This window comes from Amphibacillus cookii (assembly GCF_016908375.1).
Lineage (GTDB): Bacteria > Bacillota > Bacilli > Bacillales > Amphibacillaceae > Amphibacillus_C > Amphibacillus_C cookii.
In genome coordinates, this window is sequence record NZ_JAFBDS010000008.1 from 19,731 (window position 1) to 45,446 (window position 25,716).

Sequence of the window (25,716 nt, forward strand, 5' to 3'; positions counted from 1 at the left end):
CACCTCTTCATCATGGTTTCGTAATCGGGGCAAATTTAGCGAGCAATCGTTTAACCCCAGTTGGTGCCGGAAAGGCAATATCTAATTCTAATGATTCACCCGTACCCGATACTTTGACAACCGTACCCGTACCCCATTTTTTGTGCGCTGCCTTGTCACCAACTTGCCAAGCCTGTTTTTCCCCACCTGTTGATTGTTTCTGAGCCTGACGCTTAAAGGTTTGCTTTGGCGCAGATTTTTCCGTTGGTGTCGATTGCTGTTTATGCGACAAAGAAAAAATAGGTTGATCTTTTTTTTCCGCCAACCCCTCGATTAGATCCGTTGGTACCTCATGGATAAAGCGACTAATTGGGTTCATATTGGTGCGTCCATAAAGGGAACGCATCTGCGCATGGGTTAAATGTAACACCATTTCCGCACGTGTAATCCCAACATAAGCCAGGCGACGTTCTTCTTCCATCTCCTCATCGTCCATTAACGAGCGGCTATGGGGGAAAACATTCTCTTCCATGCCAATTAAAAACACAACCGGAAACTCCAAACCTTTGGCTGCGTGTAAAGTCATCATCGTTACCCTATTATCAGCAAATGGATCATCATCGATACGATCAATATCAGCTACAAGCGCTAAATCTGTAAGAAAGGCAACAAGAGTTTTGTCTTCACTTTCTTTTTCAAAGTGTTGGGTGACCGTTTTAAATTCATTTAAGTTCTCTAAACGACTCTGCGATTCGATCGTGCGCTCATTAATAAGCATCTCTTCATAGCCTGTCCGCTTTAACACTTCTTCAACCATATCGGTTGCTGTTAAAAATTCTTGCTGTTGGGTCCATTCTGTAATCATTTGTCCAAATGCCGCAAGTGACTTGGTTGCACGTGTACTAAGGCCAACAAAATCAATTTCTTTTGTTGCTGTATACAATGAAATGTCATGATTGGTTGCATAGTTTTGGAGCTTTTCAAGTGAGGTCTTGCCTACTCCGCGCTTTGGCTCATTCACGACACGGGCAAAACTCAGATCATCATTTGGGTTAGAGATAAGACGCAAATATGCCAACATATCTTTGATTTCCTTACGATCGTAGAATTTCGTTCCACCGACCATTTGATAAGGGATATTTGCCTTCACAAATGTTTCTTCAATCGCACGAGATTGTGCATTGGTTCGATAAAGAATCGCAATGTCTCGATAATTAAATGTCTGCTCTTGCACATACGTTTCAATTTTGTCAGCCACATACAGACCTTCATATTGTTCGGTCGCTGCTTGGTAATAATACAATTTAGAACCATGATCATTATCGGTCCATAGTTTCTTTGGTTTACGTCCAGAATTACGGCTAATCACTGCATTCGCCGCATCTAAAATTGACTTTGTCGATCGATAGTTTTGTTCAAGAAGGACCACCTGTGCATTAGGGTAATCTTTTTCAAATGATAGAATATTTTTTATATCTGCTCCACGCCAACGGTAGATCGATTGATCAGAATCACCAACAACGCAAAGGTTTTGGAATTTGGCTGCCAATTGTTTCACGAGTTGATATTGTGCATGGTTCGTATCTTGGTACTCATCAACATGAATATATTGAAAACGTCTTTGATAGTATTCCAACACTTCAGGAACACGATCAAACAATTTAATGGTTTGCATAATTAAGTCATCAAAATCTAATGATTGATTCTGTTGCAACACTTTCTGATAACCTTGATACACATCAGCAACTGTTTTATCATAGAAATTGCCAACCTCTGCTTCGAGTTGTTTAGGTGTCAGCAATCGGTTCTTGGCTGCACTAATCCCAGCTAACATCGCCCGTGGCTCAAATTTTTTGGCATCAATATTTTTTGCTTTTAATACGTTTTTTATCACGGTCAGTTGATCACCACTATCTAAAATAGTGAAATTGCGATTATAACCAATCCGATCAATATCTCTTCTTAACATACGGACACACATCGAGTGGAAGGTAGATACCCACATGTATTCACCTTCCGGCCCCACCAATTGACGGACGCGCGATTTCATCTCTCTTGCCGCCTTATTAGTAAACGTTATCGCCAGTACATTGCGAGGTGCAACTTGTTTTTCATCCAATAAATAGGCAATCCGATGAGTAAGTACACGTGTCTTACCACTACCAGCACCTGCCATAATCAACAGTGGACCTTCAGTATATTTAACAGCTTCTTGTTGCTTTTTATTTAATCCATTGAGGAAATCTTCCGTTTGTTGATTCACACTATCACCGTCCTTATCAATGTTTAACTGCTGCTACTGTTTCTATCGCTTCATCAAACTGTTCATATAAGCCATTTCCCACAACAATTACATCCGCATATTGCGCCATTTCTTCTGCCTGTGAGCGATGCTTAATGCCGCCACCATAAACAAGCTGAGTGTGTTGCAGTTCTTGTTTAACTTTTTTGACCAGTGCCGGATCACCATATGTACCACTATATTCGATATAGAAGATCGGTAATTTAAACATATGCTCAGCCATTTGGGCATAAGCAATCACATCATCGCTATCAGGTAAGCGACAATTGGTTAATTGATAGGCTTTGGCATCGGGATTTAAGATCACATAGCCTTCTGTCACTAGTTCATCCCAATTTAAGAAGTGACCGTATTCTTTCACTGCTTGATGTTGAATATCCATCATCCACTTCTTCTCACGACTGTTTAAAACCATTGGAATATGATAAAAGTCAAAACCAGGTGTGATCGCATCAAGGGTTGATACCTCAAGTACACAAGGGACGGTATAACGACGAATGTGACTCATTAAATCAAGCACACCATCAAGGGTAACATTGTCTGTTCCACCAACGATAATGGCATCCGTTCCAGATTGACATATTTGATCTAACTGTTGATCAGTTAGCGATTTATTCGGGTCTAGTTTAAATACATGCTTCCATGCCTTGCGATTATACAACATGAAGCCTCCAATCTCTTTCTTTTCATCTCTTCATTATAACAAAAACAACATCAAAACGGGGAAATTTTATCAAGGAATCATCAATTAATCGACTTAATAAAATGAAACTTCAATCCGTGGTAGTTGAGTGAATCAGGCCATTAGCGTCCGTTAGCGTCTACCTATATCAATTGACCTTTGCTTTCTATTTTGTGGCAGGCGTTTACGGACGGTTATCTGTGATAAATACTTATTTGCACAGCTAAAAAACGCACCGCCAAGTTTAGCAGTACGTTTATTGAGATATCCAATATAAAACGAAACTTCTATCAGTGGGCATTTTCGTACTTCGCCCACTGATTGTAGGTTCATTAAGTGAATCAGGCCATTAGCGTCCGTTAGTATTTACCTAAATAGATTGACCTCTGTTCTCTATTTTGATATGGATGTTTTACGGAATGGGTTCACTTTTTTGTATGGCGTAAAAAAGCGTTAAATGGTGTTAAATGTCATCAGCAGGAAAGCGCAGGCCGATAGAAGCTCTCGCCTGATCAAGCAGTTTCATTGTATTTAACGACACCATATGACTATTCACATCACTTTCACGCGAACCGTCCTGTAATAAGCCGACAAAATGGTTGATTTCATAATACATCGTATTTTGTTTTTGCTCAACAGAAATATCGGTAACCGTTCCTTCATTATCAATTAGAGTCAACTTACGCATATCACTCCATTTATCAACGACAATTGTCCCCTTTTCACCTTGAATTTCTGACGGGATATTAGAATTTGTAATTTTTGAAAACATTAAATCTGCAGTTAGTTCTGGATATTTAACAGCGATAGTTCCTTGACCGTCCACACCAGAATCAAGCATATAGGCATTGGCATTGGCATGTTCAGGGGCACCGAACAATGCCACCATTGGATAAGCTGTATAAATACCGATATCCATCAATGATCCATTAGAGAATTCGGGCTTAAAGGCATTTAGCACAACACCTTCCTTATACTGATCATACCGTGATGAATATTGACAGAAATTAGCTATCAAATGACGAACAGGCCCAATCGTTGTCAGATGATTTCTAAGCACCTTAAAGTTAGGTAAATGGGTAGTTTTCATCCCTTCCATTAATAAAACATCATGCTTTTTAGCTACTGCAATCATTTGCTCAACTTCTCGTTGATTCGATGCGATTGGTTTCTCAACAAAGACATGTTTACCTTGCTCCATACAGCGGATAGCTTGCTCAGCATGAAGTGATGTTGGACTAGCAATATAAACCGCATCAATCTTATCACTTTGCGCAAAGTGATCGATATCCGTATAGGTCGTATCAACTTGATACTTAGCAGCAAAAACTTCTGCCTTTTCTTTAGTCCTTGAATAAACAGCAGTTAACCTAAAATCATCTACCATAAAACCAGCTTCTAAAAACCGATCTGTAATCCAATTTGTTCCTATTACACCAAAACGCACCATTGTAGCCATCCTCTCTTATTCCTCAGTTTTTTTAGTCATTCGATCTAATACTGTTGTATAACCTTCACTTCCATAAGTCAAACACCGTTTAACACGTGATATCGTTGTTGTTGACGCATGCGATTCTTCGACAATCGCATGGTAAGTTTGGCCTTCATAAAGCATCTTTGCTACCATTAACCGTTGAGCAAGTGCCTGAATTTCGTTCATTGTGGCAAGATCATCAAAAAAACGATAACATTCTTCACGATCCTTTAATGTTAAAATCGCATCAAACAACTGATCAAGCTGTTCTCCTCTCAATTTATCGATTTGCATTGACGTTAACCTCCTATTCCATTTCCGTTATCCCATTCAAGCCTGGATCTGTCGGAACTACATTAACCCATGTTTTCCCCGGAACAAATCCGACAGGCTCATCATTGCGTACCGGAATGATTCTACCTTCACTATTTTTCCACTGGATCTTCTGAATCTTACCCTTTTGCAATAAATAAGCATTGCCACCTGATGTTAGATCAATATCTCGTCGTCCTTGATCATCAATCACTTGGTGTGGGGTTTCTATGATGAAAACATTATCCAATTCAATTGCTGTTTCATTTCCTAATTCAACGGTTTGTTGTTGATTATTATAACGCAAGTACTTATCCATTGTCTCATCATATACGTATCGAACGGATTCTTGTCCATAATATAAGGTGACTTCAGACCGTTGTTCTCCGGCAATATCATCAAAAGCTTCCTCATCTAAAAATGTTAAAGGCTCATATGTAGCTTCCATATCATAGCCTTGATTAGTCGCAACATCCGCTACAGCTTGATACTGCAAATAAGAATTATGTGGAGCAACACGGAAAGATTCTCTAACAAACAAATGACCATCATTATCAAAATAGGCTCCATTCAAATGGTCAGCTGCACCGCCTTTAAGCATATTTTCAATAAAATCTGCTGCTCCATGGTAAACATAAAGCGCATTGTAATCATCAGCTAAGTTAAAATAATACGGACGTGCACTCCGAACAGGTCCTACGACCTCTGGTTCTTCACTTTGAAACATTGCTAAAAAGCGTGTTGTTTGTCCTTCAGCTAGCAATTCAAACACAATATCAGCTTGAGATAGACCCGTTTGGGGACGGGCAGCCGGATGGTTATTAATCATCACACTCACAATTCGGTTCGTAACAGGGTGGGAAGACGGCAACCCTGTTAGCGGATAATAAAATTGAGGTTCAGATGTTTCAATCGGTTCCTGGTCGATTTCTTTTGAAGGCACATTTTGACCTGTTTGATCCGCATTATCACTAGAACAAGCAATTAAAATAATTAAACACAACATAATAAGACTTAATAATTTCTTTGTTATCATGACACCCATCCTTTACTAACATATAAGTTAACGCGCTTTATTTTACGTTAAGAAAGCTTAAAAATTTCAAAGACTAAGCCTAAGAAAATCAATAAATTCGCTAAGAGAGGAGCGAAGACCACTTTTTCTAATCTTTATTATAACAAAGATCTCCACGAAGCGCTTGGCTTTTTCAAAGACCGACACCTAGTAGAAAACACCCTGTTACGCAAATAAAACAAGTTCCTTTCTTTGTTAAAATAAACCGTTTCCACAAAAGCCCTAGGCAACACGCGTTATCCAAGATACAATGATCATTGATAACGCTTTTATGAATGATCATGTCTTTCATAAAAGGATAACTAACTAGGATAACCGATATAAGAAATGGAGGCAAATGACTTATGACAAAAAAGTTAAAAGTTGCAACGATTGGTGGAGGTTCAAGTTACACACCAGAATTAATTGAAGGATTTATTAAACGTTATGATGAGTTTCCATTAACAGAGCTTTGGCTTGTTGATATTGAAGCAGGAAAAGAAAAACTTGAAATTGTAGGAGAGCTTGCCAAGCGTATGGTGAAAAAAGCAGGCTTACCGATTGATGTTCATTTAACATTAGACCGTGAAGTGGCCTTAAAAGACGCAGACTTTGTCACGACCCAATTCCGTGTTGGTTTATTAGAAGCACGCGCTAAGGACGAACGGATACCATTGAAATATGGGGTTTTAGGGCAAGAAACCAACGGGCCTGGAGGACTATTCAAAGGGCTACGTACGATTCCAGTTATTGTAGATATATGTCGTGATATCGAACGTCTCTGTCCTGATGCTTGGTTGATTAACTTTACTAACCCAGCCGGAATGGTTACAGAAGCTGTACTTCGTTACACGAATATTAAGAAAGTGGTTGGCTTATGTAATGTGCCAATCGGTATTGAAATGGGTGTTGCGAAGTTACTCGATGTTGAACACTCAAGAATCCGTATTGACTTTGCCGGTTTAAATCACATGGTTTATGGCTTGGATGTTTATTTAGATGGCGTAAGTGTCAAAGACAAAGTGATTGAAATGTTAACAGATCCAGAAAACACAAGCTTTGTCAAAAACATTGAAGGTATCGGTTGGGAGCCAAGCTTTATCCGTGCTTTAAATGCCCTTACTTGTCCGTACCATAACTACTACTATAAATCTCAGGACATGCTTGAAAAAACGAAGAAAGATGCAGCAGAAAAAGGAACACGTGCAGAAGTTGTTCTTAAATTAGAAAAAGAGCTATTTGAACTTTATAAAGATCCTGAACTAGCCATTAAACCACCTCAACTTGAAGAACGTGGAGGCGCTTATTATTCAGATGCAGCCGTTCGGTTGATTACATCTATTTATAATGACAAACGTGACATTCAACCTGTAAACACGAGAAATAATGGAGCCATTGCAAGTATTCCGAATGATTCAGCAGTAGAAGTAAGTAGCATCATTACAAAAGATGGACCTAAACCGATCACAGTCGGGGACTTACCTGTTGCTGTTCGTGGATTAGTCCAACAAATTAAATCATTCGAACGGATTGGTGCAGAAGCAGCGGTAACTGGTGATTATGATAAGGCTGTCTTGGCTCTAACCATTAACCCACTTACCCCATCTGATACTGTTGCTAAACAAATTGTAGATGAAATGATGGAAGCACATAAAGAGCACTTGCCACAATTCTCTTAATGAATTCTGTTTAACCGTAAATACTTAAGATACAACGCAGTGATTTAAGTTACTGCGTTGCTTTTTGTTCGTCATTACACCTATTGTTTGTTATAATGTGAAGGTCTTGTGAAAATACACATAGAAAAATGACAAATAAAGGAGAACAGTTATGACACACAAAAAAATACCATTTTGGAAAAGACTCCATATTCATGCAATTACCATATTAGTCATTGTTCTACTGATAAATACAACCCTCTCTGGGCTGTTATTAAATTTAATTGAGATGACCGGTATAGAATTAGGTCTAATTGGACAATTTTTAAACGGTTTTATGAATATCATTGTGGCTACCATCTTAATTAGCTTGTTTATTAACTATTACATTATTAAACCGATCCAAACGATGGAGCAAAAGATTTACCAGTTCCAGCAAGGTGACTATTCTGTCCGAGTAAACACGAAGAATTTCAATGAAATTGGCGTACTCAGTCATGGTTTAAATGAGATGTTCACCCAAATTGAACAGCATCAAAACGATCAGCAAACCCAAATTGATTTTGTAGAAAATAAATCACAAACCATTTCCGATAAAGTTGATCATTTAACAAAGGAAATGCGTTCAATGAACAAATATTTTGACGATATTTCAAATAGTGCCCTTGAGCAATTAAGTACATTTGAAGAAACTTCAGCTGTGACAGATAACATGAACGAGCAATTTCAGGGAATTGCTCAGCACATCACTGAATTGACAGAATCTTTCAATAAAATGCGCACCAGTACCGATGCCGGCATTAATCAAGTGAATCAGTCCTCAAATGCAATGGAGGAAATCGCAAGTAATTCTGATCAAACCAAAGCTATTGTTTCTGAGCTTACCAATGAAATCGATAAAATAAAAGGCATTGTCACGCTTATTAACGATATCTCTGAACAAACCAATTTATTGGCATTAAATGCGTCGATAGAGGCTGCTAGAGCAGGGGAACATGGTAAAGGCTTCTCAATCGTTGCCGAAGAAGTAAGAAAACTTGCTGAGCGTTCGGTTGATGCCACAGACCAGATTGCGAAAACCGTTGATCAAATTTTAGCTGGTGTTGATCAATTTACAACACAAACAGAGACACAAGCAACAAATATAGCCGATGAATCCGGCAAAATTTTAGCCATTAATAAGGACTTCAAACAGTTTGCAAAAAATATTTCTGATAATATTAAGATGATTGATACTATTAATCAACATACACAAGATATCTCTAAATCTAGTGAAGAGATTGCTAGTGCGATGGAACAAGCAACATCGACGACAGAATCAACCACTGAGCATGTTGTTAAAATGAATGATGTCATTTCAGAACAACTTAAGCACGCGGAAACGATCAATGCTGAAGTTGCCGATTTAAAATCATCTTTTCATACACATTAAACAATAGTAAATCATGCCATGGGCACGATTCTAGGTTACCTACTGTAAACCTAGACCGTGCCCAGTATTTTACCGAAACGTTAGAAGAACTAAAACATACCTTCTCATTTTTCATTTTCATTACAGAACTTTCTTCCAAACAAAAAAGTTCGCAATAAGCAACACAAGCAAGTAAATATATAAACCCAATGGGATCAAGGTGAAGGCAAAATGAATAAAGGCAAATATTCCAATTACAAACATGGCGACAAATACTAACACTGCACCCGCTGAATCACTAAAAGAAAAAGATGCTGAAAACGGGTATGTACCATTGTTAAAGATTTTATGACAGATCACCGTAAATAAGCATGCAGTGACAAGAATAATAAATAAATCAAGGAACAGTGAAAACTCTATCATGACCATATAAACAATCAGTAATACACTCAACAATGGTAAGCATAGTTGAACAAAAAATGCTTTCAATGTCCCACGATAATATAGACTTCGGTTTTCTATCGGTACCACTTTATATATCCATGCACCATTTGCTTTACTAGAATACTTTAACATATAAACCACGTTTGGAATCATCAACAACACAAAGTATCCATAAAGATAACTAAGTCCACCACCGAACCCTTGATCAGGGTTAAATAAATTAAGCAACAAGAACAGCGGTAAGATAATTGAAATAGCTAATGAAGGATATACTTTTAATTTAAACTCACGCTCTTGTCGCATCATTGCACAAGCAAACGTGAAAATCGTCCGTTCTTGAACATCACGACAGACGATCCGGCCTATCAACGTTGACCACCAATGCTTTTTAGGCTTACCTGTATGACTGGTCATCAATAGTTTTTGTAAGTTGCGTTCGAAAGTAGGCATCCATTTGAAATAAAGCGATATCGATAATAAAGGAATCAAAACAGCAAGTACCGAAGATATGATCAACACTAATGAATAATTGTTAAGTAAAAACATCTCAAAAACAGCACCAAACCAAATCGGCGGTAGAAATATGTGCCACCACTGCCAATCGATTGTAATCGATAAGTCAACAACACCAAAAGATTGCACAATCAATTGATAACCTATAAACAACCCAACAGTTAAAAAGATCTGAATCATATTAATAAGATTGCTTAATTTTTCACCATCAAAAAATTTTAAAATAGTCATATAGAAAAGGGCGGTTATAACCATACAAAATACTGCATTTAAAATAATGCTTATAAAAAACAATAATGCAAATAGTGGGCCTTGGACCAGGCTACTTACTAAAGGGACTAATAAAAAAGCCCCCGTCAATTGCACCATATAAATGATAATGTGGGTAAACTTTGCTAATGCTCGTGTTCGCGCATCTAGTGGTTTGGTATCCAAAATCACTTTATCTCGAACATCTAATAAGACAAATGAGAAATCCGATATCATCGATGTTATTAAAATAAATATCATTATAGCGAAGACAATCATCATCTGCAATAGATAAGAATCCTCAGAAATAAGAAATGGGATAAGGAACAAGCCATAAAAAGCATATAATAATAATGATTTAACAAATGGAGTCATGATTGGATCTGCACGCTGTTTGCCACCTTGCATAATTGTAGGTACACGACGATGATCCATTTTGATTTTAAATGCAATAATTAATCTTAGCGAACGATAATCTGCCTTTAACAAACGAAATAGCCAGGCAAATTGATCAAGTATTTTTAATGTTAATGACTCATTCATTGTTATCATCTCCATGAATAACCGCCACAATGTCCTCTGCTAATTGTTGATGCTGATCAAAGCCGGTCAGCTGGTTAAATATTTGCTCCAACGTCCCTTCCTTATTTTTAGCTTTTAGTTGATCGAAGCTGCCATCCGCCACTATTTCCCCCTCATTAAGCAATAAGATTCGATCACTTATCTTCTCAACAACGTCCATAATATGCGATGAATAAAAGATCGTCTTTCCTTGCTTAGCCAATTGTGCCATCATCTCTTTAATAATCATGACACTATTTGCATCTAAACCACTTAACGGTTCATCGAAAAAAATCAAATCTGGATTATGTATTAAACTCGCTATAATTAACAGTTTTTGTTTCATCCCTTTAGAAAACGTACCAATTCTTGAATGGGTCGCGGTCTTCATATCAAACTTCTCAAGTAGTACCGCTAATTTTCGCTTAATGATTTCAGCATCCATCCCATACATCTGTCCAACAAAAAGGATGTATTCTTGTGCGGTTAAATCATCATAAATTTCTCCGTTTTCAGGAACATAGCCAATTCGACGTTTATATTCGACTGTTCCGTGTCGAATATCTTGACCAAATACGTGGACGTGTCCTTGATAACGGTCAAGCAAACCTAAAATGATTTTTACAGTTGTGCTTTTTCCTGCACCGTTTGGACCAATATAACCAATAATTTGCCCGCGTTTCACATGTAAGTTGATATGGTTAAGTACTTGTTTTGCATTAAACTGAATGGATAAATCTTTTAATTCAAGTACGAGATCCTCTGACAATTCAATCGCCTCCTTAACTAATCATTTCTTTAACCTTAACATAATTTACTAATGATCACTAAAGATTTTATCACAGATAGCCGGCGCAAATGTCCTGGTTAACTCAACTATCAATCAGTGCAAGGGAAGATCATAGACTAAGATCGCCACGTCCTGTGGCAACGTCTGCAGGATCTACATCCTGTAACCCTCCGCCCACTGATTGAAGATTCATTTTAAATGGATCGACGGCAATAGCAAAAGCTTGCCGTACTTCGATGAGTGCGACAAGCTTTTGCTAGTTAGGATTCAGTTATACCTATATCTTTTCGATAAAAGAAGTGGTCGGTCTGATCAAATCGTTTAAGGTAGTGATAAACTTCAGTTTGTGCTTTTTCAATTGTGTTATCTATCGCCCCAACCAATAACACACGACCTCCATTTGATACGAGTTGACCCATCTCCCCTTGTTTAGTACCGGCATGGATCAGATAACAACTGGAATCATCACTAAGTTCCGGTAGGGGGACATCTTTTTTATATGATCCCGGATAACCGGTTGCAGCTACAACCGTACCGATTGCATATTGATCTCGCCACTTTAATTTTGGATCGATACTTGATGTCACGTCCTCAATCACTTGGATCAAATCATTTTCCAACAGCGGTAAGACGACTTGTGTCTCAGGATCACCAAAACGCGCATTAAATTCAATCACCTTAACCCCTGACTTCGTTTCAATTAATCCAGCATATAACACCCCGGTATAAGGATGTCCTTCCGCGACCATTGCTTTGGCGACCGGCTTTATAATCGACTCGACAGTAAATGATACATGATCAGGGTCTAAATTTGGAACAGGAGCATATGCGCCCATCCCCCCAGTATTAGGTCCTTGGTCATGGTCGAAAGCACGCTTATGATCACGAGCAGGAATCATTGGGTAAACGGCCTCCCCTTCAACAAAAGCAAATAGAGAAAACTCTTTGCCTTCGAGGAATTCTTCAATTACAATCGATGCCCCAGCTGAACCAAAACGATTGTGAACAAGCATCTGCTCAACAGCTTGATGAGCTTCTTCAACAGTCATCGCCACGACCACCCCTTTGCCAGCAGCTAAACCATCTGCTTTGACTACAATCGGTGCCCCTTGCTCACTGATATAAGCTTTTGCTTGTTCACTATTCGTAAATGTCTGATAGTTTGCTGTAGGGATATGATATTTTTGCATTAAATGTTTGCTAAAATCTTTGCTTGCTTCAATTTGCGCAGCTGCTTGTGTCGGTCCAAATATCTTTAACCCTTCTCGACGGAATACATCGACAATCCCTTTCGTTAATGGAGTTTCTGGACCGACGATGGTCCAATCAATCGCTTCCTTTTTGACAAACGCAACAAGCTCTTCAATTGCATCGTCTTTAATATCCACACAGATCGCTTCTGTTGCTATTCCACCATTGCCTGGCGCAGCATAGACTTGTTTAATACGATCGGATTGATTCAATTTCTTCACAAGCATATGTTCACGTCCACCACTACCAATCACAAGTACGTCCATCCGAATCACTCACCTTATCTTAATATCTTAATGTTTAAAATGACGCATATCCGTCATGACCATCGCTATACCATGACGATTGCATGCATCAATCGAATCTTGATCGCGCTTCGATCCACCTGGTTGAATAATTGCTGTAATGCCGGCTTTTGCAGCATTCTCAACGGTGTCTGGCATCGGGAAAAATGCATCTGAGGCAAGGACAGCTCCATGTGTTTCAGCACCTGCTTGTTCAAAAGCGATCTGAGCAGCACCGACACGATTCATTTGACCTGCACCTACACCAATGGTTTGCTGACCTTTAACCACGACAATCGCATTGGATTTAACATGCTTCACCACTTTCCAAGCAAACAATAATTCTGCTAACTCCGCTTCGCTTGGCGCGCGTTCCGTCGCAACGGTTAAATGATCGGCTTTAATTTGACCAAGGTCTCGGTCTTGGACAAGAAGACCGCCAAGGACACTAACGACTTTTTGCGTATCTTGTTTATCTGATTCCATTGATGCTTCGAGTAAGCGCAAATTCGGCTTGCTCGTTAAAATATCAAGTGCTTCACGAGAAAAGCTTGGCGCAATCACGATTTCTAAAAAGATGTCTTGCAACAGCTGAGCTGTCGCTTGATCCACTTCGCGATTCAACGCGATAATCCCTCCAAAGATCGAAATAGGATCAGCATCATAAGCCTTCTGAAAAGCTTGTTCAAGGGTCTCGCCTATCCCCACGCCACAAGGATTCATATGCTTTACAGCCACAGCAGCTGGTTGTTTATCAAATTCAAATACAATTTCTAAGGCAGCATTTGCATCTTGAATATTATTGTAAGATAACGCTTTGCCATGAAGCTGTTTCGCATTTGCAATGGATCCACCATTAATGAGCGGCTCTTGATAGAAAGCGGCTAATTGATGTGGGTTTTCCCCATAGCGTAGCGATTGTACTTTCTCATAAGTAAGGGTTAAGGTTTCGGGGGCATTCTCTTCTGTTATTTCACTAAAATAATTAGCAATTAACGCATCATAATGTGCTGTATGGCGAAACACTTTTGCTGCTAATTGCTTGCGGAATGCTACCGTTACTTGTCCGTCATTTAATTGCGCTAGCACCTTATCATAATCTGTTGGATCAACTACAACCGTAACATCACGGAAGTTCTTTGCTGCTGATCTTAACATCGTCGGTCCACCAATATCAATGTTTTCAATCGCATCAGCCTCTGTTACACCTGGTTTTGCAATCGTTTCTTTAAATGGATACAAGTTAACGACAACGATATCAATCGGTGTAATCCCTCGCTCGGCTAACTGGGCTTGGTGTGATGGATCATCACGGCGAGCTAATAAACCACCATGGATGGCTGGATGCAACGTCTTCACACGTCCGTCCAAGATTTCATCAAAGTTAGTAACAGCTGATACGGGTAAAGCCTCTAGTCCAGCCTGTTCTAACGCTTTTAACGTCCCACCAGTTGAGATTAATTGATAACCAGCTTTGACTAACCCCTTTGCAAATGGCACAAGATTATTTTTATTCGAAACACTTAATAATGCTCTTTTCGTCAACGTCTATTCCCCCTCTTTGATTAATTGCTGAATCGTTTTGGGATACAACATATGCTCGACATCTTGAATCTTACGTTGTAACACTTCACGTGTCATGTCCTCTTCGATTTTAACAGGTTGTTGTGCAATAATTTTTCCGGTATCCATACCTTGATCAACATAATGAATTGTTACACCGGATACTTTTACGCCAGCATGTAGAGCTTGACCAATTGCATCTAGACCGGGAAAAGCAGGAAGTAGGGATGGATGTATATTCACCATTCTCCCATGATACGCTGCCAATAACGTGGGGCCAACAAGGCGCATATAACCAGCTAAAATCACCCAATCTACCTTTACCTCTCGCAATTGCTGCGCAATTTCTGTTTCAAAATCTACTTTCGTTTGATAATCTTTTGGATCAAAAACAAACGTAGCGACTTTGTTCTGATCTGCTTTTTCAATCACTTGAGCGCCTGGCCGATCACAAACGATCATCACCACTTCCGCATCAAGCGTGCCCTGCTTAATGGCTTGATCAATTGCATCATAATTACTCCCCGTTCCAGAAGCAAAGACGGCTAATCGCGTCTTATCCTTCAATGCATTTCACCCCTGTCTCTGCAACCACCTCGCCAATATGATAGGCTGTTTCACCAAGGTCTGTTAGTAATTGCAGTGCCAAATCTTTCTGTTCAGCATCAATAACCATTGCCATGCCAATCCCCATATTGAATACACCAAATAAATCTGAATTTGTTAATTGGGCTTGGTCTTTTAAAAAAGTGAAAATAGCAGGAATCTCCCAATTTGACAATTGAATGACAGCACCTAGATGATCGGGTAAGGCACGCGGAATATTCTCGTAAAAGCCGCCTCCAGTAATATGACTAATCCCTTTAATAGTGACCTTCGATTTTAAAGCCTTAAATGCTTTAGCATAAATCCTTGTTGGTATCAAAAGCGATTCACCAATAGACCTATCGAGTTGTTCCGGGACATCCGTTAATTTAAGTTGCTGATCAGCCAAAATCTTTCGAACTAACGAAAATCCATTAGCATGTACACCACTTGAGGCTAATCCGATAATACAATCACCCGCCTTAATCGTTTGACCTGTGATTAAGTCAGGTTTATTTGCAATACCGACAACGAAACCAGCGAGATCATATTCATCTGGCTGATACATATCGGGCATCTCCGCCGTTTCTCCACCTATCAATGCGGCTCCGCTTTCCACACAACCATCGGCAATCCCTTTAACAATTTGTTCGATTTGTTCAGGTATATTGCGACCACAAGCGATGTAATCAAGAAAAAACAACGGGTCAGCCCCTTGAGCGATGACATCATTCACGCACATGGCCACTAAATCAATACCGATTGTATCATGCTGATTCAATTCAAAAGCAAGCTTTAACTTCGTTCCAACTCCGTCCGTTCCAGAAATAAGCACGGGTTGATCGTATGAGAATCCAGCAAGGTCAAATAAACCAGCAAAAGCACCTACACCACCAAGGACTTCTGGACGATCGGTTCGTTTAATATGCTTTTTCATTAACTCAACCGCTTGATAACCGGCATGCACATCAACACCGGCGGCTTTATAAATATCACTCATTATTATTCGCTCCTGTCCTTAATCTTTGTAGGCTGGTATAACCGTATCTGGATAGATTTCGGTCGGATAATTGCCCGTAAAACATGCATGACAAATCCCATCTTCAATTGACGGCTCTTTTACAATCGATTGCTCTAATCCATCAACAGATAAAAAGGCCAGGCTATCTGCGCCAATTTGTTCACACATTTCTTCAACCGAATAATTGGCAGCAATCAGCTCACTTTTAGTTGACGTGTCAATCCCATAATAGCATGGATTTACAATTGGTGGAGAAGCAATCCGAACATGCACTTCTGTTGCCCCTGCGTCTTTAAGTAGTCGAACAATTCGCCGACTTGTCGTTCCTCTAACAATCGAATCATCAACCATCACAACACGTTTTCCTTCAACAATCCCCCTAACTGGAGATAGCTTCATTTTCACACCTTGCTCCCGCAATTCTTGCGAAGGTTGAATAAACGTTCGGCCGACATAACGATTTTTGATTAATCCTAATTCATAAGGAATACCACTCGCTTCAGAAAAGCCAATCGCTGCAGAAATACTAGAATCAGGAACCCCTGTTACCACATCAGCTTCAACAATTGCTTCTTTCGCTAGCTGCTTACCCATTGTTTTACGACTGGCATGAACATTTTGACCATTGACATTACTATCAGGACGAGAGAAATAAACATACTCCATTGCGCATAGTGAACGTCGCATTGGTGAACTGAATGAACTTGATTTAAGTCCGTCTTTGTCAATGGTGATCAATTCGCCCGGCTTTACTTCTCGTAAATACTCGGCCCCAATTAAATCAAAGGCACACGTCTCAGAAGCAACCACATAAGCATCGCCTAATTTACCTAATGAAAGCGGACGTAAACCTCTAGGATCTAGTGCGACAAACAATTGGTGTTCAGTTAAAAAAGTAAAAGCATATGCTCCTTTTATCATGCCTAACGCCTGCTTAATCGCTTCTTCTAAACTAAGGTAGCCACTACGTTTGATGAGATGAGCGACAACCTCTGTATCAGAAGTCGTTTGCAAAATACTCCCTTGTGCCTCAAGTTGCGCTTTTAACGCAAATGCATTTACTAAATTCCCATTATGCGCAAGAGCCATACTCGATGTTTGCGAACGAAATAATAACGGTTGAACATTTTCATACCCGCCACCACCTTGTGTGGCGTAACGAACATGACCAATTGCAGCAGAACCGGTTAATTCCTTAATCTGTCCTTCTTGAAAGACTTCGTTAATTAACCCTATTCCTTTATGGAGATGGAGCTGATCACCATCACTTGTGACAATACCTGCACCTTCTTGCCCACGATGTTGCAGGGCGTGCAGACCATAATACGTCATCTCTGCCGCTTTCTCATGACCCCAAATCGCAAAAACACCACATTCTTCGTTTAAACCTTTGATTTCAGCAAGCATAGTATAGCTCCCTTCCAGCGTGATTCCAACACTGTAACTGGTTTGCTAATGATCATGTTATCATTGATTGTTATCTTTAAATCGGCTGTCTCAGTGACTGTGCCAATTGAGACTGCGTCTTCAATTTCTGTGAGTACGCGTTCTTTGTCAGCAGACGCAACCGTTATTAAAAAGCGCGATTGACTCTCGCTAAATAACAGGGTTGTTGCATCGCCAGTTAATTGAACATCAGCACCTAACTGCTTCGTTGAAAAGAGCGATTCAGCTAAAGCCACAGCTAAACCACCTTCAGATAAGTCATGCGCTGATTTAACAAGTCCTTTTTGAATCGCTGATAACAGTTGGGTTTGATGTTTTTGTTCTATGGCTAAATCAATCGATGGGGCTTGACCATAATATTGGTTCTCTAATAGATTTTGCAACTCGCTACCACCAAATTCCGGTTGGGTTTCACCAATAAGAATAATCACATCACCGGCTTCTTTAAAGTGTGAAGTGGTGATATCTTTCGTTGATTGATGCAACCCTACCATCCCAACGATTGGCGTTGGGAAAATCGATTGACCATTTGATTCATTATAAAGCGATACATTACCACTAATAACAGGGGTATTTAAAGCCAAGCTAGCCGCTGCCATCCCTTCGACACTTTTCTCCATTTGCCAGAAATTTTCTGGTTTATCAGGATTACCGAAATTCAAGCCATCTGTTAACGCAAGGGGTTGTGCTCCTGATGCCACAATATTACGGGCCGCCTCAGCAACAGCAATCTTACCCCCTACTTCAGGATCCAAATAAATATAACGCGCGTTACAATCCGTTGTGATCGCAATCGCTTTATCATAACCTCTTATACGAACCACCGCCGCATCAGAACCTGGTGCGACAACTGTATTCGCTTGAACCATCGAGTCGTATTGATCATAGACATATTCTTTACTAGCAATCGTCGGTTGAGCAAGTAATTGTTCCAATACCTCACCATGATTGGTTACCTTTGGATAGTAAACGGGCATCGCTTGAAACTTTTCATAATAAGCAGGTACTTGTGATGGTTTATTATAGACGGGTGCATCTTCAGCTAAACTGTCAACAGGAATATCACAAACGACCTTCCCTTGATGAAGTAAGCGAAACTGCTTATCATCAGTAACTTGACCCACTGCAACAGCCTCTAGTTGATATTTTTCAAAAATAGAAGTAATTTCTTGTTCGCGACCTTTTTCAACAACAAGTAACATCCGTTCTTGTGATTCGGATAGCATCATCTCATAGGCCGTCATATTCGCTTCACGTTGCGGAATCAAATCTAAATTCATCTCCATACCCATACCGGCTTTACTCGCCATTTCACTTGCTGATGACGTTAGGCCCGCAGCTCCCATGTCCTGCATCCCAACAAGCGCATCCGATTTAATCGCTTCAAGACATGCTTCAATTAACAATTTCTCCATAAACGGGTCACCGACTTGAACGTTTGACCGTTTGCTTTCTGAGTCCTCCGTTAGATCTTCAGAAGCAAATGTAGCACCATGAATACCGTCTCGCCCCGTTTTCGATCCAACATAAAGCACGGTATTTCCGAGTCCAGCTGCAATACCTTTTTGGATATCTTTTTGATCGATCAGACCAACACACATTGCATTAACAAGGGGGTTCCCTTCATAACAGGCATCAAATTGAATTTCTCCCCCTACAGTAGGAACACCAACACAGTTACCATAACCCGCGATACCGTGGATAACTTCATCAAATAGGTATTTAACACGACCCGTTGTCAGCGGACCAAAGCGTAATGAATTGAGTGAGGCAATCGGACGCGCCCCCATCGAGAAGATATCACGAATAATCCCACCGACTCCAGTGGCTGCCCCTTGATAAGGTTCAACTGCTGAAGGATGATTATGACTTTCTATTTTAAAAGCAACGGCTTGACCATCACCAATATCAACAATACCAGCACCTTCACCTGGCCCTTGAATCACTTGCTGACCCTCGGTTGGAAACTTGCGCAATAACGGCTTTGATGTTTTATAACTACAATGCTCTGACCACATCACGGAAAAGATCCCTGTCTCTGTAAAGTTAGGACGCCGACCTAAAATACGCACGATCGATTGATATTCTTGATCGGACAAACCCATTTCTCGATAGTGTTTTTCTTTTTCAATGGTTTCAGGGCTAACTTCAAGCGTTTGTAACATAGCTTTCCCTCCAATTTACCAGCATTGACTTAAATAAGTTCAAGCCATCTTCGCTGCCTAAAATAGCTTCCGTTGCACGTTCAGGGTGTGGCATCATGCCAAGTACATTTCCTTTTTCATTAACAATGCCGGCAATATCCTCCACCGAACCATTGGGGTTATTTTGATAGGTAAAGACAATTTGGTTATTTGCCTTCAACTGAGCAAGCGTGGTTGGATCACAAAAATAATTTCCCTCTCCATGGGCAATCGGAATCGAAATCATTTGTCCTTTTTCATATTCAGAAGTAAATAATGTTTGATTGTTGCGAACAACTAGATTCTCGTGATGACACAAAAATTTTAATGCTTTATTCCTTAATAGTGCCCCGGGTAAAAGCCCAGATTCGAGCAAAATTTGAAATCCATTGCACACCCCTAATATTGGCGTGCCACGATCGGCTTCTCGGTGGAGTGATTTTACAATTTCTGAAGTTGAGGCGATGGCGCCACATCGTAAATAATCACCATAAGAAAAACCACCAGGAAGTAAAATCGCATCATAACCTTCAAGCGATGAATTTTGATACCAGACGAACTCAGCTTCTGCTCCAAGTGCATCTTTGGCAGCATAATACATATCACGATCGCAATTTGAGCCAGGGAAAACAATCACAGCAAACTTCACTGAACAACGCCCTCCTCAATGGTATAGCTATAATTTTCAATCACCGGATTAGCCAAAAGTTTCTGACACATTTGCTCAACTTGCTCTGTCACCTGTTCACTATCTGAAAAGGTCATTTCAATAAATTTACCTACGCGAACATCTTCAACCCCTTGATAGCCTAGCGTATTTAAAGAACCTTCAATCGCTTTCCCTTGTGGATCAAGGACACCCTCTTTTAGCGTGATATGAATATTAACTTTAATCATTTTACTGCCTCCAGTCGTTTTAGTATCGTATCATAGACGGTTATTAAATCACCGGTACCTTGCCGAAACACATCCTTATCTAGTTTAGCTTCAGTCGTTTTGTCCCAAAGTCGGCACGTATCTGGTGAAATTTCATCAGCTAAGACGATTTCTCCCAATCGATCACGACCAAACTCTAGTTTGAAATCTACTAATTTAACTTCAATCGTGTCAAAGAAAGTTTGCAGCAGATGATTCACTTTAAGGGCATAGCTTTTGATTTGATCAAGCTCTTCGATCGTTGCGTCTGTTAAAAGCAGAGCGTGTTGGTCATTAATAATTGGATCATCAAGTGCATCTTCTTTAAAATAGAATTCAATTAGAGGTGGATCAAAAACGGTCTTTTCTTTAATGCCTAATCGTTTGACAATACTACCTGTTGCTAGATTACGAACAACGACTTCGAGTGGGACGATTGTCGTTTGTTGGACAAGTTGTTCTGTATCATTTAACGTTTTTTTAAAATGACTTGGGACCCCATGATCAGCTAAATAGGTAAACAAATAAGCCGAAATTAAGTTATTATACCGGCCCTTCCCATTAAAGGTGGCCTTCTTTTTTCCGTTAAAGGCAGTCGCGTCATTTTTATAAGAAAGCACCAATAAATCCGATTGGTCCGTTGTATAGACTTGCTTAGCTTTCCCTTCATACAAAAGCTGTTTCTTCATCAGCTACACCCCTCTTTTGTGATATCCTTTCATTTAAAACGACGGAACAAAAGGTAAACTTGACTTACACAAGTCCAAGCCGATCAAAAATTTGATCAACATTTTTCAAATGATACGTGTAATCAAAACAATCATCGATCTGAGCTTTAGACAACAAACCAGTAATCTTTGGTTCTTCCTCGATCAAACGGCGGAAAGGTGTGGCTGTTTCCCATGCTTTCATGGCATTTGGTTGGACAAGGTCATAGGCCGTTTCTCGACTCATCCCTTGATCAATCAATGAAAGTAACACCCTTTGCGAAAAGATTACACCATAAGTCCGATCAATATTGCGTTTCATATTATCAGGGAATACGGTCAAGTTTTTAACAATATTACTAAATCGATGAAGCATATAATTTAAAGCAATGGTTGCATCTGGTAAAATCACCCGTTCAGCTGAAGAGTGTGATATATCGCGTTCATGCCACAATGCGACATTTTCATAAGCAGTCATCATATAACCACGAATGACACGTGCCATCCCCGTCATATTCTCAGACCCAATAGGATTTCGTTTATGCGGCATAGCAGAGGAACCCTTTTGCCCTTTAGCAAAAAATTCTTCGACTTCACGGGTCTCTGTTTTTTGTAAGCCTCTAATTTCAGTCGCAAACTTCTCAATTGATGTTGCGATGAGTGCTAGTGCAGACATGTATTGCGCATGACGGTCACGCTGCAAGGTTTGGGTTGAAACAGGCGCGGGTTTTAGCCCAAGCTTCTGACAAACATAGGCTTCAACCTTGGGATCAATATTGGCATAGGTTCCAACTGCACCTGACAGTTTCCCTGCTTCTATCACATCTGCCGCTGCATTAAAGCGGTCAAGATTACGCTTCATCTCTTCATACCATAGCGCCATCTTTAATCCAAAGGTCGTTGGTTCAGCATGCACACCGTGTGTACGTCCCATCATGACGGTATGTTTATGCTCAATTGCTTTATTTTTTAAAACATCAATAAATTGTTCAATATCGTTACGAATAATAACGTTTGCTTGCTTTAATAAATAAGACAAAGCGGTATCAACAACATCTGTTGAGGTCAACCCGTAATGCACCCACTTTTTCTCTTCACCAAGTGTCTCTGACACGGCTCGTGTAAAAGCAACAACATCATGGCGCGTTTCTTGTTCAATCTCTAAAATGCGATCAATACGAAATGAAGCATGTTGACGAAGTTTTTTTACATCTACTTCTGGGATAACACCAAGTTCACTCCATGCTTCACAAGCTAGAATTTCCACTTCTAACCATGCTTGATATTTGTTTTCATCTGTCCAGATTGCACCCATCTCAGGTCGCGTATAACGTTCAATCATCTTTATGTCCCCCTAAATTAAATGTTGTTGCTTTAAATATTGCACCAATTGCTCACGGTCTTGATCAACAAAGGTAAGGTGCCCCACTTTTCGTTTCGGTTTAAGCTGACCCTTGCCATACATATGAACGTGGGCACGTTCAAGTCGCTCGCACTTAGAAAAATAAGCATCTATGTTATCACCAAGCAAGTTGACCATTACTGCTGCACCGTGAAAGTAAATCGGAAGTAGTGGTAAGTTACAAATCGCTCGAATATGCTGTTCAAACTGTGACACATTACAGGCTTCAATGGTATAGTGGCCCGAATTATGCGGTCGTGGTGCTAATTCATTGATAAAGATCTGATCAGCTTTAACAAACAACTCAATCGCAAACGTACCCACCACACCAATCGTTTCTGCGATCGCTTCTGTCGCCTGTTTCGCTTTATCTATCACAATTGGCGAGACACGAGCGGGAACCGTCGTTGTATGCAAAATATGATCACGATGGACATTTTCACCAATCGGAAAGTAAGTAATAGCACCATCGATACCACGTGTGAAAACAACCGATATTTCACAATCAAAACTGACCCATGCCTCATAAATAAGGCGCTGATGCTTGGCTAAAAATGTCTTTGCTTCTGCTAAATCCGCTTTGTTCGTTAACTTGATTTGCCCTTTACCATCATAACCACCGCGACATGTTTTTAGCACCGCGGGAAAGCCAATCGTGTCCACTGCTTCTATTAAATCGTCATTGGTTTTTATGATTTTAAATGGGGCAACCGCCTGTCCGCTAGCAAGCATCGCCTGCTTCTCTTTTTCACGATCTTGGGTAATCTCTAGTGATTTGGCTCCTTGTGGCAAGCAACCCTGCTTTTCGAGATAGCGCGCCATTTCAAGGTCGACATTCTCAAATTCATAAGTAACTAGATCTGTTTTTTCAGCTAATACTTTGATGGCTGTAAAATCATCATAGGAAGCGATGATTTGCTCGTCAGCTAATTGTGCAGCTGGGCAGTTCGGTGTCGGATCAAGTACGATCAGACGATAACCCATGTGACGTGCTGTCGTTGCCATCATCCGACCTAGCTGTCCACCACCGATGATACCGATTGTTTTGCCTAAGTAGAACTCATTGTTCGGCAAGCTGATCCCTCATTTCCGAGACTTTTTCACGCATTTCCGCTTGATAAGCAGTTAATTTAGTAGCTAAATCAACATCATGCGTTGCCAAAATCTGTGCAGCAAGCAAACCTGCATTTTTTGCACCTGCAACACCAATGGCAACCGTCGCAACAGGGACACCAGCCGGCATCTGCACAATCGATAGTAAAGAATCGATACCATTCAATGCTTTCGATTGAATCGGTACACCGATAACTGGTAACGTCGTTTTGGCAGCGACCATGCCCGGTAAATGGGCCGCTCCACCTGCACCAGCAATAATCACTCGCAAGCCTTTTGCACGAGCTGTTTCTGCATATTCAAACATATCCTCAGGTGTTCGGTGAGCCGAAATAACCAATTTTTCGTAGTCAATCGCTAAATAATCCAAAACTTCACATGTATTCATCATCGTTTGCCAATCTGAAATACTTCCCATAATCACACCGACTTGAACCATTTTATCCCCCTTTTCCTCACGCATTAGAAACGCTCCCTTTTGCTGGTCAGATAGCATTTCTTATCCTTGGCACTTTAAAATTTTAACTTCGTCATTTCCCGTTTTTTCGCTTGAATTTTATACTATTTTACAAAAAAACCTATCCACCTCTCCCATTATTGAGAGAAGATGAATAGGTGAAATGGCGTTTACACACCACTGAACAATCACTGTCTGAACCAATAGTCAGAACAAAAGAACACCACAACATAAATCTATTGTTATATTGATAGATTGCTGTTGTCATGCTTCATCTTCCCTCATAGTCCGTTATTTACGGTAACGGGTAGAAACTTTTGAGCCTTATTCTCAAATTTATATGAGGTTAGTTGTTATATTCATTATCATTACTGCATGTTTATCATAACAAGGACACCTTTATTAGTCAATAAAAATCGAACGATAAATAAATAAAAAGTCCTATTGTTCGTCTTTGTTCACAATAGCGTCAAAAACAATCTTTTTTCCAATCGGTTGATAATGAACTTCTCCCTCTTTCATAACTTCTTCAAAGATAGGCTTTTCAATTCTTCTTATTGGGAAGTAACCAGCTTTTTTAATACGATCGATACATTGATCAATCGTCTCGTTGTCCATTCGTTCGAACTGTTTCTTCTTTTGGCTGTTCTGCCGTTTCGTTCGTTTGTTCTTCAGCTTTGCTCCGCTCAATTTCTTCTGCTTCGACACTTTGCTTAATCTTTCCTTTCTTAACTTGTTTAACCCAGAAACCTCCATTAATATGTTTAGGTTCATAAGAAATAATAAAGGCTTTCGGATCCATCGTCTTAATCGTCTCATACAGGTGTAATTCATATTTTCTTGGAGTAAGAATCTGCATAGATAATCGATCACCATCCATTCCGTAAGCATACCAGCTTGTGACACCATACCCTTTTGCACGTAACTCTTTTGTAAAAGAAATATCAGGATCAGACGAAATCACATTAACAGTTATGTAACCCAATGCTAATCGTTCCTCAATTTTCGAGCCTACAATGACCCCAATACCATAGCCAATCCCGTAAGCAAGTAAATTTTCGATCCGATCAAGATTATCAAGAACAAGACCAAGGCCTAATGTATAGATAATAATTTCAACCGTTCCAATTGTTGCAGCAATATATTTTTGCCCTTTTAAAGTGAGAATAACCCTAATCGTTGAAAAGGATACATAAATAATGTTAATCGCTAATATAATTGAAACCATTATCATCGCACTTTCTAACATATGCAACCCTCCTAGCTTCATTGTATATGACTCATTCTATTTTTTCCAATGAACCTTCTTATGCAAGTAGGCATATGTTAAGGATAGGATGACATGGAGGAGGTTCAATTT

General features: G+C 39.9%; 23 protein-coding genes and 1 riboswitch. Of the genes, 2 read left to right on the forward strand and 21 right to left on the reverse strand.

Going from position 1 to position 25,716, the window contains the following annotated elements:
* Positions 1-10: 10 nt before the first annotated feature.
* From pcrA to JOE23_RS12080, 5 genes are all read right to left on the reverse strand, one after another.
* Positions 11-2,242, reverse strand: coding sequence for a DNA helicase PcrA (pcrA, locus tag JOE23_RS12060; RefSeq protein ID WP_204438714.1), 2,232 nt, complete (start codon positions 2,240-2,242; stop codon positions 11-13).
* Between the two features lie 16 nt (positions 2,243-2,258).
* Entirely contained in the window at positions 2,259-2,942 is a 684-nt protein-coding gene (gene pcrB / locus JOE23_RS12065; RefSeq protein ID WP_420827540.1) for a heptaprenylglyceryl phosphate synthase, read from the reverse strand.
* A 484-nt stretch (positions 2,943-3,426) separates the two neighbouring features.
* Positions 3,427-4,413 carry a Gfo/Idh/MocA family protein gene (locus JOE23_RS12070; RefSeq protein ID WP_204439009.1) on the reverse strand — a complete coding sequence of 329 codons (987 nt, stop codon included), beginning with the start codon at positions 4,411-4,413 and terminating at the stop codon, positions 3,427-3,429.
* A gap of 15 nt (positions 4,414-4,428) precedes the next feature.
* On the reverse strand, positions 4,429-4,731 hold the full coding sequence (locus JOE23_RS12075; protein ID WP_204438718.1) for a YerC/YecD family TrpR-related protein: 303 nt from the start codon (positions 4,729-4,731) through the stop codon (positions 4,429-4,431).
* A 13-nt stretch (positions 4,732-4,744) separates the two neighbouring features.
* Positions 4,745-5,785, reverse strand: a complete 1,041-nt coding sequence (locus tag JOE23_RS12080; RefSeq protein ID WP_204438720.1) for a DUF3048 domain-containing protein — start codon at positions 5,783-5,785, stop codon at positions 4,745-4,747.
* Positions 5,786-6,168: 383 nt separating this feature from the next.
* Here JOE23_RS12080 and JOE23_RS12085 point away from each other — a divergent pair, with 383 nt between their 5' ends.
* Both JOE23_RS12085 and JOE23_RS12090 read left to right on the forward strand, forming a co-directional pair.
* Positions 6,169-7,482: a 6-phospho-beta-glucosidase gene (locus tag JOE23_RS12085; RefSeq protein WP_204438722.1), complete on the forward strand. Its 1,314-nt coding sequence runs from the start codon at positions 6,169-6,171 to the stop codon at positions 7,480-7,482.
* Positions 7,483-7,633: 151 nt separating this feature from the next.
* Positions 7,634-8,893: a methyl-accepting chemotaxis protein gene (locus JOE23_RS12090; RefSeq protein ID WP_204438725.1), complete on the forward strand. Its 1,260-nt coding sequence runs from the start codon at positions 7,634-7,636 to the stop codon at positions 8,891-8,893.
* 120 nt (positions 8,894-9,013) lie between these two features.
* Here JOE23_RS12090 and JOE23_RS12095 read toward each other — a convergent pair whose 3' ends face one another.
* From JOE23_RS12095 to JOE23_RS12170, 16 genes are all read right to left on the reverse strand, one after another.
* A complete protein-coding gene (locus JOE23_RS12095; protein WP_204438728.1) occupies positions 9,014-10,621 on the reverse strand; it encodes a hypothetical protein in 1,608 nt (535 codons plus the stop codon).
* Complete coding sequence (locus JOE23_RS12100; protein WP_204438730.1) at positions 10,614-11,408, reverse strand: ABC transporter ATP-binding protein; 795 nt, start codon at positions 11,406-11,408, stop codon at positions 10,614-10,616. The genes JOE23_RS12095 and JOE23_RS12100 overlap by 8 nt, the downstream gene beginning before the upstream one ends.
* Positions 11,409-11,689: 281 nt before the next feature.
* The gene (purD, locus tag JOE23_RS12105) at positions 11,690-12,946 is read right to left on the reverse strand and encodes a phosphoribosylamine--glycine ligase (RefSeq protein ID WP_204438732.1); all 1,257 of its coding nucleotides are present in this window, start codon (positions 12,944-12,946) and stop codon (positions 11,690-11,692) included.
* Between the two features lie 27 nt (positions 12,947-12,973).
* Positions 12,974-14,509 (reverse strand): bifunctional phosphoribosylaminoimidazolecarboxamide formyltransferase/IMP cyclohydrolase, encoded by a 1,536-nt coding sequence (gene purH / locus JOE23_RS12110; RefSeq protein ID WP_204438734.1) that lies wholly within the window; start codon positions 14,507-14,509, stop codon positions 12,974-12,976.
* A gap of 3 nt (positions 14,510-14,512) precedes the next feature.
* Positions 14,513-15,094: a phosphoribosylglycinamide formyltransferase gene (gene purN, locus JOE23_RS12115; protein WP_204438736.1), complete on the reverse strand. Its 582-nt coding sequence runs from the start codon at positions 15,092-15,094 to the stop codon at positions 14,513-14,515.
* A complete protein-coding gene (purM, locus tag JOE23_RS12120; protein ID WP_204438738.1) occupies positions 15,084-16,112 on the reverse strand; it encodes a phosphoribosylformylglycinamidine cyclo-ligase in 1,029 nt (342 codons plus the stop codon). The genes purN and purM overlap by 11 nt, the downstream gene beginning before the upstream one ends.
* 18 nt (positions 16,113-16,130) lie before the next feature.
* Complete coding sequence (gene purF, locus JOE23_RS12125) at positions 16,131-17,540, reverse strand: amidophosphoribosyltransferase (RefSeq protein WP_204438740.1); 1,410 nt, start codon at positions 17,538-17,540, stop codon at positions 16,131-16,133.
* Positions 17,516-19,744, reverse strand: a complete 2,229-nt coding sequence (purL, locus tag JOE23_RS12130) for a phosphoribosylformylglycinamidine synthase subunit PurL (RefSeq protein ID WP_204438743.1) — start codon at positions 19,742-19,744, stop codon at positions 17,516-17,518. Before purL ends, purF begins: the two co-directional genes overlap by 25 nt.
* On the reverse strand, positions 19,728-20,411 hold the full coding sequence (purQ, locus tag JOE23_RS12135; RefSeq protein WP_204438745.1) for a phosphoribosylformylglycinamidine synthase subunit PurQ: 684 nt from the start codon (positions 20,409-20,411) through the stop codon (positions 19,728-19,730). Before purQ ends, purL begins: the two co-directional genes overlap by 17 nt.
* Positions 20,408-20,659 carry a phosphoribosylformylglycinamidine synthase subunit PurS gene (gene purS / locus JOE23_RS12140; RefSeq protein WP_204438747.1) on the reverse strand — a complete coding sequence of 84 codons (252 nt, stop codon included), beginning with the start codon at positions 20,657-20,659 and terminating at the stop codon, positions 20,408-20,410. Before purS ends, purQ begins: the two co-directional genes overlap by 4 nt.
* A complete protein-coding gene (gene purC / locus JOE23_RS12145) occupies positions 20,656-21,366 on the reverse strand; it encodes a phosphoribosylaminoimidazolesuccinocarboxamide synthase (RefSeq protein WP_275581503.1) in 711 nt (236 codons plus the stop codon). The genes purS and purC overlap by 4 nt, the downstream gene beginning before the upstream one ends.
* A gap of 64 nt (positions 21,367-21,430) precedes the next feature.
* Positions 21,431-22,726, reverse strand: a complete 1,296-nt coding sequence (purB, locus tag JOE23_RS12150) for an adenylosuccinate lyase (RefSeq protein ID WP_204438749.1) — start codon at positions 22,724-22,726, stop codon at positions 21,431-21,433.
* Between the two features lie 12 nt (positions 22,727-22,738).
* Positions 22,739-23,860 carry a 5-(carboxyamino)imidazole ribonucleotide synthase gene (gene purK / locus JOE23_RS12155; RefSeq protein ID WP_204438750.1) on the reverse strand — a complete coding sequence of 374 codons (1,122 nt, stop codon included), beginning with the start codon at positions 23,858-23,860 and terminating at the stop codon, positions 22,739-22,741.
* Positions 23,847-24,338, reverse strand: a complete 492-nt coding sequence (purE, locus tag JOE23_RS12160; protein ID WP_204439012.1) for a 5-(carboxyamino)imidazole ribonucleotide mutase — start codon at positions 24,336-24,338, stop codon at positions 23,847-23,849. The genes purK and purE overlap by 14 nt, the downstream gene beginning before the upstream one ends.
* A 282-nt stretch (positions 24,339-24,620) precedes the next feature.
* A riboswitch (purine riboswitch) is annotated at positions 24,621-24,720 on the reverse strand.
* A gap of 77 nt (positions 24,721-24,797) precedes the next feature.
* Complete coding sequence (locus JOE23_RS12165) at positions 24,798-24,974, reverse strand: NETI motif-containing protein (protein WP_204438751.1); 177 nt, start codon at positions 24,972-24,974, stop codon at positions 24,798-24,800.
* Complete coding sequence (locus tag JOE23_RS12170) at positions 24,955-25,605, reverse strand: DUF2179 domain-containing protein (RefSeq protein WP_204438752.1); 651 nt, start codon at positions 25,603-25,605, stop codon at positions 24,955-24,957. Before JOE23_RS12170 ends, JOE23_RS12165 begins: the two co-directional genes overlap by 20 nt.
* Positions 25,606-25,716: the final 111 nt, after the last annotated feature.